Source organism: Stenotrophomonas sp. (assembly GCF_032061965.1).
Taxonomy (GTDB): Bacteria; Pseudomonadota; Gammaproteobacteria; order Xanthomonadales; family Xanthomonadaceae; genus Stenotrophomonas.
Window position 1 is genome coordinate 12,256 of sequence record NZ_DAMBEF010000042.1, and the last position, 14,884, is coordinate 27,139.

Annotated in this window: 13 protein-coding genes; 4 read left to right on the plus strand and 9 right to left on the minus strand. The window is 62.2% G+C overall.

Translation table 11 applies throughout. The annotated features are described in order from the left end of the window. Nucleotides 1-36: 36 nt before the first annotated feature. Entirely contained in the window at nt 37-858 is an 822-nt protein-coding gene (locus RT460_RS16570) for a pyruvate, water dikinase regulatory protein (protein WP_313320440.1), read from the minus strand. 197 nt (nt 859-1,055) lie between these two features. On the opposite strand from RT460_RS16570, the gene ppsA reads away from it, so the two are divergent. Then, nucleotides 1,056-3,431: a phosphoenolpyruvate synthase gene (gene ppsA, locus RT460_RS16575; RefSeq protein WP_313320442.1), complete on the plus strand. Its 2,376-nt coding sequence runs from the start codon at nt 1,056-1,058 to the stop codon at nt 3,429-3,431. 109 nt (nt 3,432-3,540) lie between these two features. Here ppsA and RT460_RS16580 read toward each other — a convergent pair whose 3' ends face one another. The 6 genes from RT460_RS16580 to RT460_RS16605 all read right to left on the minus strand — a co-directional run bounded on the left by RT460_RS16580 (nt 3,541) and on the right by RT460_RS16605 (nt 9,932). After that, complete coding sequence (locus tag RT460_RS16580; RefSeq protein WP_313320444.1) at nt 3,541-4,662, minus strand: alkene reductase; 1,122 nt, start codon at nt 4,660-4,662, stop codon at nt 3,541-3,543. Between the two features lie 3 nt (nt 4,663-4,665). Beyond that, nucleotides 4,666-5,961 (minus strand): SGNH/GDSL hydrolase family protein, encoded by a 1,296-nt coding sequence (locus RT460_RS16585; protein ID WP_313320446.1) that lies wholly within the window; start codon nt 5,959-5,961, stop codon nt 4,666-4,668. A gap of 144 nt (nt 5,962-6,105) precedes the next feature. Further along, nucleotides 6,106-6,963, minus strand: a complete 858-nt coding sequence (locus tag RT460_RS16590) for an EcsC family protein (protein WP_313320448.1) — start codon at nt 6,961-6,963, stop codon at nt 6,106-6,108. A 97-nt stretch (nt 6,964-7,060) separates the two neighbouring features. Then, the gene (orn, locus tag RT460_RS16595) at nt 7,061-7,627 is read right to left on the minus strand and encodes an oligoribonuclease (protein ID WP_313320450.1); all 567 of its coding nucleotides are present in this window, start codon (nt 7,625-7,627) and stop codon (nt 7,061-7,063) included. 86 nt (nt 7,628-7,713) lie between these two features. Further along, on the minus strand, nt 7,714-8,217 hold the full coding sequence (gene tadA / locus RT460_RS16600; RefSeq protein WP_313320452.1) for a tRNA adenosine(34) deaminase TadA: 504 nt from the start codon (nt 8,215-8,217) through the stop codon (nt 7,714-7,716). A gap of 152 nt (nt 8,218-8,369) precedes the next feature. After that, nucleotides 8,370-9,932, minus strand: coding sequence for a sensor domain-containing diguanylate cyclase (locus RT460_RS16605; RefSeq protein ID WP_313320454.1), 1,563 nt, complete (start codon nt 9,930-9,932; stop codon nt 8,370-8,372). A 373-nt stretch (nt 9,933-10,305) separates the two neighbouring features. On the opposite strand from RT460_RS16605, the gene RT460_RS16610 reads away from it, so the two are divergent. Further along, nucleotides 10,306-11,454: an integrase arm-type DNA-binding domain-containing protein gene (locus tag RT460_RS16610; RefSeq protein ID WP_313320456.1), complete on the plus strand. Its 1,149-nt coding sequence runs from the start codon at nt 10,306-10,308 to the stop codon at nt 11,452-11,454. 558 nt (nt 11,455-12,012) lie between these two features. Here RT460_RS16610 and RT460_RS16615 read toward each other — a convergent pair. Beyond that, nucleotides 12,013-12,165, minus strand: coding sequence for a hypothetical protein (locus tag RT460_RS16615; RefSeq protein ID WP_313320458.1), 153 nt, complete (start codon nt 12,163-12,165; stop codon nt 12,013-12,015). A 258-nt stretch (nt 12,166-12,423) separates the two neighbouring features. Here RT460_RS16615 and RT460_RS16620 point away from each other — a divergent pair, with 258 nt between their 5' ends. Then, on the plus strand, nt 12,424-12,684 hold the full coding sequence (locus tag RT460_RS16620) for a hypothetical protein (RefSeq protein ID WP_313320460.1): 261 nt from the start codon (nt 12,424-12,426) through the stop codon (nt 12,682-12,684). A 1,035-nt stretch (nt 12,685-13,719) separates the two neighbouring features. On the opposite strand, the gene RT460_RS16625 is transcribed toward RT460_RS16620, so the two are convergent. Beyond that, complete coding sequence (locus tag RT460_RS16625) at nt 13,720-14,076, minus strand: YkgJ family cysteine cluster protein (RefSeq protein WP_313320462.1); 357 nt, start codon at nt 14,074-14,076, stop codon at nt 13,720-13,722. Between the two features lie 415 nt (nt 14,077-14,491). Between RT460_RS16625 and RT460_RS16630 the strand changes: the two genes are divergently transcribed. Further along, nucleotides 14,492-14,884: catalase (locus RT460_RS16630; protein ID WP_313320466.1), on the plus strand; the 393-nt coding region annotated here is incomplete at its 3' end.

Consider the following 14,884-nt stretch of genomic DNA (forward strand, 5'->3'; position numbering starts at 1 on the left):
TGGCGACCTACGCCATTCCCATCGGCCCTGGCTGCGTCAGAACATCTCGCGCTGCAGGCCCAGGGTGCCCAGCACCTTGCTGGATATCTCCTCGATCGAGGTATGGGTGGTGCTCAAGGTGGGAATACGCTCCATGCGGAACATCGTCTCCGCAGCAGCCACTTCGCGCCTGCAGGTTTCGGCGCTGGCGTAGCGGGAGTTGGGCCGGCGCTCCTGGCGGATCTGCTGCAGGCGCTCGGGATCGATGGTCAGGCCGAACAACTTGTTGCGGTACGGGCGCAGGCGCGGCGGCAGGCGATCCTGCTCCAGGTCCTCTTCGGTCAACGGATAGTTGGCCGCGCGTATGCCGTAGTGCAGCGCAAGATAAATGCAGGTCGGGGTCTTGCCGGCCCTTGATACCGCCACCAGCACCACGTCGGCCTCGTCGTAGTTCACCGCGATGCCATCGTCGTGGCTGAGCGCGAAATTCATCGCATTGATACGCCGATGGTAGGTATCGAAGTCGACCATGCCGTGGGCCTGGCCTACCTTGGAGTGCCTGGCAGAGCTGAGTTCCTGCTCCAATGGCCCGATGAATGGGGCGAAGACATCCAGGACCAGCGCCCCGCTCTCCTCCAGGATCAGGCCAAGGCTGGAGTCCACGCAGGAACTAACCACGATCGGGCGTACCTGGTAGCGCTCCCCGGCGGCCCGGATACGCGCGGCAGCTTCGTGCGCCTTGTCAGCATCGTCGACAAACGACATGCGATCAGTCACGAAACTGAAGCCATTGAACTGGGTAAGGAGGCTGTGCCCGACCGTCTCGGCGGTGATGCCGGTGCCGTCGGAAACGTAGAAAACCGGGCGAATTGCCGTCATGGGATTCCCTTCAAAAGTGTGATCCTGACCCTCGGCCAGGGGTATGACCAGCGCCTGTCCCGGAAAAGACAAGCACAAGACAAAGTATTGTCACAAGCTTGTGCGGCTTCGGTGTGCACTGCATCATATTGGCTTCTTCCTACGGACGTGGCCATCCCAAGCCCGCCTCGGGCGATGGCCTCAACGGAGCATCGCGCTTGAACGAGAATATCCTGTGGTTGCATGAGCTGCGCCTGGCTGATCTGGCCCGCGTAGGTGGCAAGAATTCCTCTCTCGGGGAAATGATCGGCAATCTGGCCGGTCTGGGGGTGTCCGTCCCCGGTGGTTATGCAACCACCTCCGAGGCGTTCAAGGACTTCATCGCCCATAACGACCTGTCCAAGCGCATTTTCGACAAGCTGGCCACGCTGGACGTGGAAGATGTCGCCGCCCTGACCGTTGCCGGCAAGGAAATCCGTAGCTGGGTGATCGACGCCCCGCTGCAGCCGCAGCTGGACAAGGACATCCGCGATGCCTACGCCAAGCTGAGCGCCGAAAACGGCGGTGGCGACATCGCCGTAGCGGTCCGCTCCTCGGCTACCGCTGAAGACCTGCCCGACGCTTCGTTCGCGGGCCAGCAGGAAACCTTCCTCAATGTCACCGGTGCCGACGACGTCGTGCACAAGGTCAAGGAAGTGTTCGCCTCCCTCTACAACGACCGCGCCATCGCCTACCGCGTGCACCACGGCTTCAAGCATGAAGACGTGTTCCTGTCCGCCGGCGTGCAGCTGATGGTGCGTTCGGGCGTTGGTTCCTCCGGCGTGCTGTTCACCCTGGACACCGAGTCCGGCTTCCGCGACGTGGTGTTTGTCACCTCTTCGGTCGGTCTGGGCGAAATGGTGGTACAGGGCGCGGTCAACCCCGACGAGTTCTACGTCTACAAGCCGAGCCTGCATGCCGGCAAGCCGGCCATCCTGCGCCGCTCGCTGGGCTCCAAGGCCATCCGCATGGTCTATTCGGATGTCCCGGGCGAGCGCGTCAAGATCGAAGACACCCCCGTCGAAGTGCGCAACACCTTCTCGATCAGCGATGAGGACGTGCAGGAACTGTCCAAGCAGGCGCTGGTCATCGAAAAGCATTACGGCCGCCCGATGGATATCGAGTGGGCCAAGGACGGCGTCAGCGGCAAGTTGTTCATTGTCCAGGCCCGCCCGGAAACCGTGAAGTCGCGCGCCAAGGCCACCCAGATGGAGCGCTATGCGCTGCAGGGCAAGGGTGAAGTGATTGCCGAAGGCCGCGCCGTCGGCGCCAAGATCGGTGCCGGCGTGGCCCGCGTGGTCAAGTCGCTGGACGACATGGCCCGCGTGCAGCCGGGCGATGTACTGATCGCCGACATGACCGACCCCGATTGGGAACCGGTGATGAAGCGCGCTTCGGCCATCGTCACCAACCGTGGTGGCCGCACCTGCCACGCCGCGATCATCGCGCGTGAGCTGGGCGTGCCGGCCGTGGTGGGTTCGGGCAATGCCACCCAGGTGATCGAGGACGGCCAGGAAGTGACCGTCAGCTGCGCCGAGGGCGACACCGGCTTCATCTACGCCGGCAAGCTGGAGTTCGAGCGCACCACCACCGATCTGGGCAACATGCCGCCGGCACCGTTGAAGATCATGATGAACGTGGCCAACCCGGAACGTGCCTTCGACTTCGGCCAGCTGCCGAACGCCGGCATCGGCCTGGCCCGCCTGGAAATGATCATTGCCAGCCACATCGGCATCCATCCGAACGCGCTGCTGGAATACGACCGCCAGGACGCTGCCACCAAGAAGAAGATCGACGACAAGATTGCCGGCTACAAGGATCCGGTCAGCTTCTACGTGGACCGTCTGGCCGAAGGCATCGCCACCCTGACCGCCTCGGTCGCACCGAACCCGGTGATCGTGCGCCTGTCGGACTTCAAGTCCAACGAGTACGCCAACCTGATCGGTGGCAGCAACTACGAGCCGCACGAAGAGAACCCGATGATCGGCTTCCGCGGCGCCAGCCGTTACGTCGACCCGAGCTTCTCCAAGGCCTTCGCACTGGAATGCCAGGCCGTGTTGCGCGTACGCAACGAGATGGGCCTGGAGAACCTGTGGGTGATGATCCCGTTCGTGCGCACCCTGGAAGAAGGCCGCAAGGTCGTCGAGGTGCTGGCTGCCAACGGCCTGAAGCAGGGCGAGAACGGCCTGAAGATCATCATGATGTGCGAAGTGCCGTCCAACGCACTGCTGGCTGAAGAGTTCCTGGAAATCTTCGACGGCTTCTCGATCGGCTCCAACGACCTTACCCAGCTGACCCTGGGCCTGGACCGCGACTCCTCGATCGTTGCGCACCTGTTCGACGAGCGTAACCCGGCAGTCAAGAAGCTGCTGTCGATGGCGATCAAGACCGCCCGCGCCAAGGGCAAGTACGTTGGCATCTGCGGCCAGGGCCCGTCCGATCACCCGGATCTGGCCGAATGGCTGATGCAGGAAGGCATCGAGTCGGTGTCGCTGAACCCGGACACCGTGGTCGACACCTGGCTGCGCCTGGCCAAGCTGAAGGCATCCGCCTGAGTCGCACCGGTTTGAACGCTTGAAACAGAAAGCCCCGCAATGCGGGGCTTTCTGCTTTTGCGCGTGGTGAGCCGATGCTCAACTGCCTCCTTGCCAGCCACCTGACGACTCAAACCACCTCAAGCGCCTGCTCAACAACACGCGGATAGTCCACCAGTCCCTTGGCACCGCCGCCAAAGAAGGTGGTTCCATCCGCCGCGTTCAACGCCAGCCCCTGCTCCAGCCGTGCCGGCAAGTCCGGATTGGCAATGAACGGGCGACCGAACCCGATCAGGTCAGCCCAGCCGCGCTGCAAGGCTTCCTCGGCGCGCGCCACGTCGTACTTGCCGGCGTAGATCAGGGTGCCCGAATAGATCATGCGCAGCGCCTCCTTGAAGGCGACCGGCATTTCCGGCGCATCCTCCCAATCGGCCTCGGCGATGTGCAGATAGGCCACGCCCAGTGCATCCAGTACTCGCGCTGCCGCCAGATAGGTCGCCTGCGGCGTATCGTCCACGGCGCCCTGCAGGGTGGTCAGTGGCGCCAGGCGAACGCCAACTCGCTCCGCTCCGACTTCGGCGGTAACAGCGGTCACCACCTCGCGCAGGAAGCGCAGCCGGTTCTGCAGCGAACCACCGTATTGGTCCTGACGATTATTGGCTTGCGAATCGATGAACTGGTTGATCAGATAACCGTTGGCGCCGTGCAGCTCAACGCCGTCGAAGCCCGCCTCCAGCGCGTTGCGCGCGGCCCGCGCGTAGTCGGCGATCACGCCGGGAATTTCGTCCAGCGCAAGTGCGCGTGGCATCGAGTGCTGGATCATCTCGCCCACGCCCTGCTCCGGACCTTGCCCCAGCGGATCAACAAAGACCTTGACCCCTTCGGCCTGCAACGCCGATGACGACACCGGCGCCTGCCCGCCGGGTTGCAGGGCCACGTGCGAGATCCGGCCCACATGCCATAGCTGGGCGAAGATCCGCCCTCCTGCGGCGTGCACCGCGTCGGTCACACCACGCCAACCTTCGACCTGTGCCTGGCTGTGGATTCCCGGGGTCCAGGCGTAACCCTGGCCTTGCGGACTGATCTGGGTGCCTTCACTGACAATCAATCCAGCCGATGCGCGCTGCGCGTAATAGCGCGCCATCAGCGGCGTGGCGACGTTGCCGGCGGCGGCGCGCGAGCGCGTCATCGGCGGCATCACGATGCGATTGGGCAGCTCAAGCGCGCCCATTCGATAAGAGGTGAACAACATGGATCAGTCCTTGCGGGGAAGAGTGGAAACGGGCGCCGGCGCCAACAAGGCGTCCAGATCGGCCGCAGCAGCAATGGCGCGGTTGCCTTCATCGCCGGGATGCAGGTGATCGCCAGAGTCATAGCGCGCCAGCAGGCGGGAAGGATCGCCCGGATCACGCAACGCCACGTCGGCATCAATAATCGCATCGAAGACACCGGAATGCCGTATCCAGTCGTTCAACGCCTGCCGCAACGCATCCTTCTGCGGATGGTAATAATCCGCCAACGGCGTATCGGGCAGTGCGCCCTTGAAGGGCGTCAGCGTCACGCCAATCACCCGTACACCGAGTCGATGCGCCTGGCGTACAAGCTGCTGGTAGCCCGCCTGCAGCGCTTCCAACGCAGGCCGTGGCTGATCCCGAGCGAACGCTGTCCCGGGCCAGGCGATGTCATTGATGCCTACCATCACTACAACGGTGCGCACACCCGGCTGCGCAAGCGCATCGCGCTGCAGCCGCGCCAGCGCACTCTGCCCCATGCCATCGCTGAGCAGGCGGCCACCCGAGATGCCTGCATTGATCACCGCGACACCGCGTGGCGCCAAGCGCTCGGCCAAGGCATCGGGCCAACGACTGTCGGCATCCAGACTGGCCGTCGCGCCATCGGTGATCGAATCCCCGATCACCGCGACGGCTCGGGCAGGTGTGGCGGTCTCAACCTCGATGCCACTCAACAACAGGCGCGCGGTGGTGGTGATGTCCGCATCACCTGTGCTCAATTCAACTGCGGACGTCTGCTGGCCAGCGACAATCCAGCCGGTCTCACGCCCGTCCCAGTGAAACGTTCGCACCGCCGCGGGTCCCGGCACATGCACACTGACAGCCAACCGGGCCAGCGCATCCGTTGGCAGCGCGACGGCATCGCTGATCAACGGCGCTCCTGCCGCCATTGTTGCCTGCGACGCGCCATCGAACAGCACCTCACGCATGCTGCCCGGAACAACCGCCCCGCCCTCGCCGGCCAAGGCCACGGTAACCCGGCCCAGGGCCAACGGCTGCTCACCATCGAGGTTCGAGAACACCAGACGCAGGCGGCCGCCACCCACGCTCAGACGCGCCACCTGGCGCACGGTTTGATCGCGCAGCGTTGCCGGCACGTTGCTGGGGAACAGAAAGCTTTCGTCCCATACCTGTTGCGGGGCCGCCGTCCAACTGCTGACCCAGTACTGGTCTGCCGCCGGCTCGGCGGCGTGCAGCGGGGCCAGCAAGCCGGCACCGGCGATCAAGGTTGAGGCAACAACAGGCAGCAAACGGTTCATTGGCTCTCGCACACGACGTCGGGAGCGCCATCTTCGACGTCAATCCAATGCCGCACTAGCCGCCGACAACGGAAAAGATTGTTGACTTCAAATCAACAAAACACGCAAGTTCCGCGCTACACAGGGGCATCGTTGCCGTGCATATCAGCCCGCCAGACGCCCGTTGATCTGCGTATAGGCCAGATGCACGGCTTGCTCGCCATACGTCCGCTCCAGGCGGCGCACGATGAAGTGGCCGCGCGCCATGTCCTGGTAGTAATCGGTGAACATGGTGTTCAGTGTTGCGCCGGTGGCTGCGCCGATCAGGGGCACTGCCTGCGCCGCAAACTTCTCGGTCACCACCACGCCGAAACGCGCGGCGACCTTCTCCACCACCTTGGCCAACAACTTGCCTGCCTCCTTGGGTGCCACGCCCAAGGTCAGGTCGCGGCCAGTGACCACACGTCCGGCCAGCTCAGCCGAAAGATGGCGCATGACGTCGGTGGTGAAGCCTCGCGCCAGGTAGTAGCCGGTGTCGCTGGCATCGTCACTGGACGAATTGCCGCCCAGGGCAAACACCTCCAGGCAAGCCTGACGGGTGCTCATCTCGGACAGGTCAAAGCCCTCGCTCCGGGCCACGTCGGCTACCGCGCGCATCATGATGGTGGTGGACACCGGCAATTCCACGAACAAGGCGGCAAACCCGAACGCACCGCCTACCGCCCCCGACGTCGCGGCGGCGAGCTTGTGCCAGCGTGTGGACGAGGGCTTGTGCGGGGCGTTATCCATGCTCCACAGCGCCGCCTGCGTGGCCTTGGTCAGGGCGGCATGCACCGCACCGTGCATGCGCTTGGATACGGCTGCCGGCAGCCTCTTCACCGCGAACTCGAGGGGGGCACCGACGATGCCAGCCATGCGTGCGGTCAACGTCGGCGCCTCCAGCAACGCGACGGCGCGTTGCAGGTCGGCCCAGTCCTGGGCATTGCGTTCGATGTCGGCGGGCAGCACGGTCAGTTCGTTCATGCCACCGATAATAGCGACAGCGATGTGAACCTTGGAGCGGACCTTGGGCGCTTGAGCCGAAGTGTTGCCGAGCATGGCTCGACAACACCGGGCGTGCTCAGGCCTGGGGGAGACCGGACAGGGCGCCCATGAATTGTCGGTAATGGCGCAGCTCGGCGATCGAATCGTGCACGTCGCTCAACGCAGTGTGGCTGGAGGTCTTGCTCACGCCCGCAGCCACGCTCGGCGACCAGCGCTTGGAAAGCTCCTTGATCGTGGACACATCGAGGTTGCGGTAGTGGAAGTAGCGCTGCAGGCGCGGCATCTGGCGATGCAGGAAGCGGCGGTCCTGGCAGATCGAGTTGCCACACATCGGTGACGCACCCGCCTTGATCCAGTCCTGGAGGAACTCGATGGTCTTCGCTTCGGCCTGGCCCAGGGTGGTGGTGCTGTCCAGGACGCGCTGCCACAGCCCGGAACGCTGGTGCTGGTTGCGGTTCCACTCGTCCATCGCTTCCAACGTAGCCAACGGGTGCGAGATCGCAAACTCCGGGCCTTCGGCAAGTACGTTGAGCTGGCCATCGGTGACTACCGTGGCGATCTCGATGATGGAATCGTTGTCGGTATCGAGACCGGTCATTTCCAGGTCGATCCAGATCAACCGCTCTGCACTGTTATCCGCCATGTCATGCCTCTTGCTGGGGGCCGGCAACGTCCACGCCGGCCTGAATACGAAGGCACATGATACGCCGCCCCTTCCCTCACACCGCGTCAAAGATCGTCCGGCGTGAGCAGTGGCCGGCCACGCTTGGCCCGGAAATAATTGGTCAGCCGCAGGCTGGCTTCCTGCGCCATCACCCCGCCCTGGACCTGCACACGGTGGTTGTGGCGCGGATCAGCCACCAGATCGAACACGCTGCCACAGGCGCCAGTCTTGGGATCGGTGGCGGCAAACACCACCCGGGCGACGCGCGCATGCACCAGCGCCATGGCGCACATGGCACACGGTTCCAGCGTCACGTACAGCGTGCTGCCGACCAGCCGATGGTTGCCGAGCCGCTTCCCCGCTTCCCGCATGGCGACGATCTCGGCATGAGCGCTGGGGTCGTGGCTGGCGATGTTCAGGTTCCAGCCCTCGCCCAGCAGTTGGCCCTCAGCACCCACCAGCACGGCGCCCACCGGGATCTCGTCGAACTCCTGCTGCGCACGGTCGGCTAATGCCAGCGCGTGGCGCATCCAATGTTCGTCGGGGTTGCTGAGCTCAATCGGGGGCATACGGGCACTACAAGCGAAGGGCGGCGCAAGGGTAACGTAGAAGGCCGCACGGGAGGCACAGGCCGCCTCGGTCGGCTGTAAAAAACGGGAGTTCCAGGAAACACCGGCCTGTGCCTCCTGGCCCGCCGATGCTGGCGGCTTCAGAGCTATTGCTACGCCGGTTCGTCAGCCTTGCCACGATGCACCGAGACCCGATTGCGACCCGCGCGCTTGGATGCGTACAGCATTTCGTCGGCAGCCTTCATGACCGCGGCGATCTCAAAATCGCTCTGCGGCCAGTTGGCCACGCCAATGGACACGGTCAGCCTGCCAACCTTGGGGATCTGCATTTCTTCCACCGCCAGACGCAAGCGCTCGGCAACCTGGGTTGCCATCGTCAGGGTGGTCGAAGGCAGCAGGATCAGGAACTCCTCGCCGCCCACCCGAAGGGGAATGTCGTAGGCCCGGCAGGCTTCGCGCATGCGCTTGGCCAGGTACTGCAGGGCCGCATCGCCGGCGGTGTGGCCAAAGTTGTCGTTCACCGCCTTGAAATGATCGATGTCGATGGTGATGACGGAAAAGCTGTTGGCCTGGCTTTCAAATGCAGCCAACGCCTCATCAAGCCTGCGCCGGTTGCCGAGCTTGGTCAGCGGGTCGGTGGTGGTGTCCTCACGCAGCTTGCTGAAGCTTTTATGGATCGCATCAACCCCGATCAGCAGGGCCTTCTTCAGCTCCCGCGATTCGAAGTACCACGACTTCACCGCGCTGATTTCCTTAGCGGCCTCCGCGGTTTCCATCTTGCGGGCGCCATCGGCCAACAAGCGCAACGGCCGCGAGATCAGGCGCGCGCTCCACAGGATCAGCAACAAGGTCAGCACCGTCGCCGGCAAGGCCTTGTAAAGCGTGCTTTGCATCAACTGGGTCAACGGCGCCAGCGTCGCGTCCTCTGGCCGTTGTGCGACGATGCCCCAGCCCGTGGAAGGGACCGGCGCATAGCCGGCCAGCATCTTGATGCCACGCGAGTTGACTGCCCGGCCCATGCCGGATTGACCGGCGGCTACGCGGTCGACCACCACGTTTTTCTCGACGAAATCACCGATCCGGTTCGGATCCGGGTGATAGATGATGCGCTTCTGCCTGTCCACCACGAACAGATAGGAGCCATCCACATAAAAGTGTTGGCCCAGCAGGCGATCAAGAATGTTTTCTTTCTGCAGGTAGATCGCGCCACCCACCGCGCCCAGGTAGCGCCCGGACTCCGACACGATCGGATGGTTGATGAACACAATGAAGTTGCCGGTGGCCGATTGGTAAGGCGCACTGATCAGCGGCCGCTTCTCACGCAACGCCGCATTCACCGCCTCACTGGTCAACACCTTCCCCTGCAGGCCGAGCGCCTCAGGGGAGGTTGCCAGCACCATGCCGGTCGCATCGAAGATGGTGATCGAATTGAAGCTCTTGCTCATCATCCGCAAGCGCGCCGCCTCGTCCCCAAGCTTGTCGACGTCGTCCATCTTCACCGCCAACAGCTGCGCGGTGTACGCCAGCTGCAGCTGCGCGGACTGCAGGAAGTCCTCAGTGCTCTTGGCCAGCTTGTTGGCGTACGCGTAGTTGCCATCCAGCGTGGTATCCATCAGCTGCTGGCGCTGCACGGTATAGCTGGCGTAGAAGGTGTTGGCGAACGGCACCAGTGCACCGATCAAGGTGAGTGCCAGTATGAGTTTTCGTAGATCCATGGTTCCCAACACGAACGCTTGAAGGTGTGACCGCGTACTGGTCTGGCACAGCCCGGGATACGCAGCCCCGCCCCCGGGCGCCGCCATTCTACCGGCCTGAACATCCGCGCCGTGGCTGACGGATACCTACGCGGCAAGGGCCCCCGCAGTGCTGCGGCAGCCCGGCCGTCGTCGGCGCTGGAAAAAGGAAAAAACCGCTGGCTTCAGCGGTTTTTCTGGAGAATCTGGCGGACAGAGTGGCCGTTTCTGGCTTCTCTCACATTCTCCTGCGGGCGCAAAACCCAACAGAATCAATGCTTGAGACTCCACACCCTTATCTTGCCTTCTCATAGAATCCAGCCCGAAACATGGGGCAAATGATGGGGCAAATTTCATGGCCAGACCTATCCACCGCCTGAGTGCCAGAGCGGTCCAGACGCTGACGAAGCAAGGTTACCACCCGGACGGTGGCGGCCTGTACCTGTTGATCGGCCACAGCGGTGGAAAGTCCTGGGTGCTCCGGTACCAGAAGGCCGGCCGCCGTCGCGAGATGGGGCTGGGCTCTTCATCCCTCGTCAGCTTGGCAGAAGCGCGCCAAGCGGCCGTTGCACAGCGCCGACTGCTCATCGCAGGTGAGGACCCGATATCGACCCGTCGCGCTTCCCGAGATGCAGGCGCCACCTTCGGTGATGCCGCGGACGCCTACATTGAATCCCACAAAGCAGGCTGGAAGAACGACGCGCAGGCCGCGCAATGGACACAATCCTTGAAGGACTACGGCCCGGCGCGCTCGGTGCCGGTGGCAGAGGTCGACACCGCCATGGTCATGGCCTGTCTGCGCCCCATCTGGGAAAAGAAGACCGTCACGGCCGGCAGGGTTCGAGGTCGGATCGAACGGGTGCTGGATTGGGCTCGGGTCCAGGGCATGCGCGAAGGCGAAAACCCAGCCAGGTGGCGCGGCCACCTCGACCACTTGCTGCCGAAGCCGTCCAAGGTGCGCAAGGAGAAGCACCACGCGGCCATGCCCTATGCCGAGGTCCCCGCCTTCATTGCCACCCTGGCCGAGCGGGATGCCCGCTCCCGCCGCGCCCTGCGCTTTACCATCCTCACGGCTGCTCGCACTGAGGAGGTGGTGGGTGCCGACTGGTCCGAGTTCGACCTGTCCGCCAAGGTCTGGACCATCCCGGCCGGCCGCATGAAGGGAGGCCGGGCACACTCGGTGCCGCTGACCGCTGCGGCCTTGGCCATCCTTGAACCGCTGAGCCGGAAGGAACCACCGTTCAAGCTATCCGAGAACGCCATGCTGTACCTGGTGCAGAAGCCGTCACCCAAGGGGCTGGGCCTACCTTTCACCGTTCATGGCTTCCGGTCAAGCTTCCGGGACTGGGCCGCAGAGGAAACCGAGACGCCCAACGAGGTGGTGGAAATGGCCCTTGCCCATGCCATCCGGAACAAGGCCGAAGCCGCCTACCGGCGCGGCGCGTTGCTCGATCGCCGCCGGGTTTTGATGGAAGAGTGGCAGGCCTATCTACGCCTCGTGTAGTTCGGGCTACTATCGCTGGGTAATGCGCCCCCGGGTCTCGGCAATCTGAGTTTTCCCAAACCGCACAAGAGACCTAGCCCAAGAATTCACGTAGATTCGACGCATCCTTAGCAAAGATTCCGCCGCCTCCCGCACTCCATACTTTTTGGGCCAATTCAGTGGACGACATACAGATGTACTTGGAGGGCCCTGGTCGAGTTCGGCGCGAGGTCAAGATCATGTCGACAGAGGTCGCACCGGCGTCTTCGAACCCTCGGCACAAAACGATGTCAGGTTCAACACTCATCACTCTGGTTGATGCTGAAGGAAATATTGCTCGGCAGGTCGATCTAGATGGTTACCGATTCAGATTTGATGACTCGGAACAGATCTGGTCGTTGGCCGTAAGATAAAAGACTCAGCCAGCTGTCGCAGGACTCTGGCCCGCTACAACGTAGCGAACCTCTGGTCCAACCAGCGCCCCTCAACGTGAGCTCTGAAGCATCACGCGAGGGCACGCATGGCTGGTGCTCTAGACTGACCAGCCCCGCCTGAACCTACTGTTTTTCTTTGCCGAGATCACTTCTTCTGAGGGTCTCGCTGTTGTTGATCGTCAGCCTCTCCTGGGGCGCCTGACTTTTGCTGGTCGTCTGAACCGCCAGGCACCTTCTGATCATCCTGCTTTGCCGGGTTCTGAGGGTTGTTCTGCGTACCGGGATTCGGATTGTTCATGATCTTTCTCTATCAAAAGCGACATTAGGGTCGCAGCTGTAGACTGATCGTGGGCAGGTTACCGTAGTGCGAGACTTGCGGAGGACTTCGTCACAGACTTGCCGCAGCCCAGTAAGTCGCCCCCTCCCGCTCACCCGGACCTGCCGATTGTAGGCAAATCACAGGGGTTGCCTTTGGGGGCACTATACCCGTCACACGGCGGCGGCAAAAAGCGCCTATGGTGGGTACTCAACCGCGCTGTTTGCGCATGGGTGTGCCATGAACCACAACGATGCGAGGGCCGAATTTGATGAATTCGCGGCCGAAATATCAACGCCGAGCCATATCTGGAATCACTCCAAACGACTCGATGCCTTGCGCACGCTGGAAATCCTCTCGAGAAGAGCGCTGCGGCTAACAGCCGGTCTTCCCGACGAAGCTGAGCACCGCCATTACATCGAAGCTGTACTTGATCGTATAAGGAACCTGTTAACTGCTGCGGAGCAGTTAGACGCATTGAGGGCGAGTTATCGTCATTGATCTGCAGCGATAACTGCGACCCCGGTACAGTCGTGGCACTCGTACCTGGTGCTAGCATCCATGCCCGCTCACTGCTTTGCCATGCAACATGGTGCCCCCTTCTACAACAGAGAACTGCCTCACCGACGAAGAGCTCACTATCATTAGAAGAGCCTACGAACAGTACGGAACAGGGGACGCGTTCTGGATGACTGAGGACTACATTACGGAACAGGCCATTGCTCGGCTCGGCTGCAGTCGAAAACGGGTTAACGACGAGATTCGACAAGCCTTCAAAGAATGGTCAAGAACCGATCCTAGATTTTTGTAGGGAACGGCGGTCTCAACATTTGAGTCCACGCACGCGGAAGATCCGCGACATGATCAACTTCCCTCTTCCAGAAGCCTTTGCTTGGCAAGCCCATGTAAGCGGCCATGCGCTCACCCTTTGCGGCCAGATCATCGCCCTGACGGCTGATCTACCCAACGGCCGCGCCAGCACGGTGCGGCGCTTACAAACGCGGAGCATGGCCCGGCAGTTTCACGACAACCGTGAAAGCGCAGCCCTGTTCTTAGCCAGGTGGGCGACTCGGTGGGAGGACCAGATTATCGCGCTGTATACAAGCTTGCCGACCTCGACGTACCAGGCCGCGCCCACAGGTCTGATAGGTAAGTGCGCGCGCGTAGACGTTCCGCGTCGGAGGCCTCGACGAAGAAGCCGCTGAATAAGTGCCGGATCGCGACGAGTCTTGCGAGCGTCTCGCACACAGGGAGGGACCCGTGCGGCCGGCGCACTGGAGTTTGGGCTCGCAGCGCATATCCCCTCTCGGTGATGAGGGGGTCAGCCAAGCAACGACTGACGACAAGAGGGTACCCGCTTTCCCCTAAGAACTGTACGCGCTCGAGACACACACAGTGTTCGGAGGCGGAGGATTGCGTTTCGACCAGCATGCCGCCCGGAGCCGTGACTAACCCAGCCGCCGAAATTTCAGCTATATGGCGCACCTCAGTGATTGCCTTGCAGTGTCAAGGTCTCAACCGTGATTGCCCTAGTTGCTACAGTAGGACTTGTCGCGTGCTGCTCAGGAACCTGTGAACCGCTTGCTCAGTTGCGTCATCCACCATATAAACCGGCCGCATGCCGTTTGGACAAGGCAGCCTGGGACTTGTACCGAACAGACGGCATATCAAGGGTCGCTCCGCATACACCTCGCAGCCACCAGTGCCCAGATACGGGCAAGTAAGATCTGTCAGCGCACGTTCGTGCTCTGCATCGGTCTTGATAGGCAGCCTAGCAACCTCCTCCGATGATGCTGTGACGGGACCACAACAATCATGGCATCCCACAATGCAACGAAAGGTAGGGATTTTTTCGCGTAGCGACTCGAGGAGGTCGGCATTGGTGTAGGGCATGGGCCGAATTGTAACGAATTTGGCTCTCCGCCCTACCACCCAAGAGACCACACCTTCTACCCAAACAGCCGCACGCCACGCTAGCTCCATTTCGGCCGCAATCCTGTGCGCTTGGTACGGCTGCCGTTTCTCGTCAAAGGCAGGACATTGCGCGGCTGCGGCCACGGCCGCCGAGGCCTGGGACCATGGTTAGATGATGGAGACTGGGGTCAAGTTCTGTAGGTCTTATCGGGCCCAGGCAGCGACCAGCAAGCGCCCGAGTGCACGCCTCCCTCACCTGATCGACCAGATACTCAGCTCTCATCGTCAGCATGAGGACACGGTAATGACTCTATCGAAGGGCAAGGGCCGGTCAGCGCAGCGAGCGAAATCTAGTGCCAAGGCGCCTACCACAGTAAAAAGCAAGTCAAAGGATATCGTCGGATCTGGCGGGGAGCTGCATCAGCGTGCCGGCACATCCGCAAGCACCCTTACAACCGCGCAAGGTGTTCCGATATCGGACAACCAAAATTCACTGCGTGCAGGAAATCGAGGCCCTACTCTGCTCGAGGACTTCATACTCCGCGAGAAGATTACTCATTTCGACCATGAGCGGATACCAGAACGAATAGTGCACGCACGCGGCTCCGGTGCCCACGGATACTTCGAACTATCCAAGTCACTCTCCAAGTACACCCGGGCAAAGCTCTTCACCGAAACGGGAAAGCGTGTGCCGGTGTTCTGCCGGTTCTCTACTGTGGCAGGTGGCGCAGGCGACGTCCCCCCAAGATTGAGTAGCACAACGGTTTGGAGTCCAATCCTCAATGAC

Excerpts from the sequence above, each read along its gene's own strand:
- RT460_RS16590 (WP_313320448.1), bottom strand. The coding sequence starts at position 6,963 with ATGAACGAACTGACCGTGCTGCCCGCCGACATCGAACGCAATGCCCAG.
- RT460_RS16605 (WP_313320454.1), bottom strand. The coding sequence starts at position 9,932 with ATGGATCTACGAAAACTCATACTGGCACTCACCTTGATCGGTGCACTG.
- RT460_RS16615 (WP_313320458.1), bottom strand. The coding sequence starts at position 12,165 with ATGAACAATCCGAATCCCGGTACGCAGAACAACCCTCAGAACCCGGCA.
- tadA (WP_313320452.1), bottom strand. The coding sequence starts at position 8,217 with ATGCCCCCGATTGAGCTCAGCAACCCCGACGAACATTGGATGCGCCAC.
- RT460_RS16580 (WP_313320444.1), bottom strand. The coding sequence starts at position 4,662 with ATGTTGTTCACCTCTTATCGAATGGGCGCGCTTGAGCTGCCCAATCGC.
- RT460_RS16585 (WP_313320446.1), bottom strand. The coding sequence starts at position 5,961 with ATGAACCGTTTGCTGCCTGTTGTTGCCTCAACCTTGATCGCCGGTGCC.
- RT460_RS16570 (WP_313320440.1), bottom strand. The coding sequence starts at position 858 with ATGACGGCAATTCGCCCGGTTTTCTACGTTTCCGACGGCACCGGCATC.
- RT460_RS16610 (WP_313320456.1), top strand. The coding sequence starts at position 10,306 with ATGGCCAGACCTATCCACCGCCTGAGTGCCAGAGCGGTCCAGACGCTG.
- RT460_RS16620 (WP_313320460.1), top strand. The coding sequence starts at position 12,424 with ATGAACCACAACGATGCGAGGGCCGAATTTGATGAATTCGCGGCCGAA.
- RT460_RS16625 (WP_313320462.1), bottom strand. The coding sequence starts at position 14,076 with ATGCCCTACACCAATGCCGACCTCCTCGAGTCGCTACGCGAAAAAATC.
- orn (WP_313320450.1), bottom strand. The coding sequence starts at position 7,627 with ATGGCGGATAACAGTGCAGAGCGGTTGATCTGGATCGACCTGGAAATG.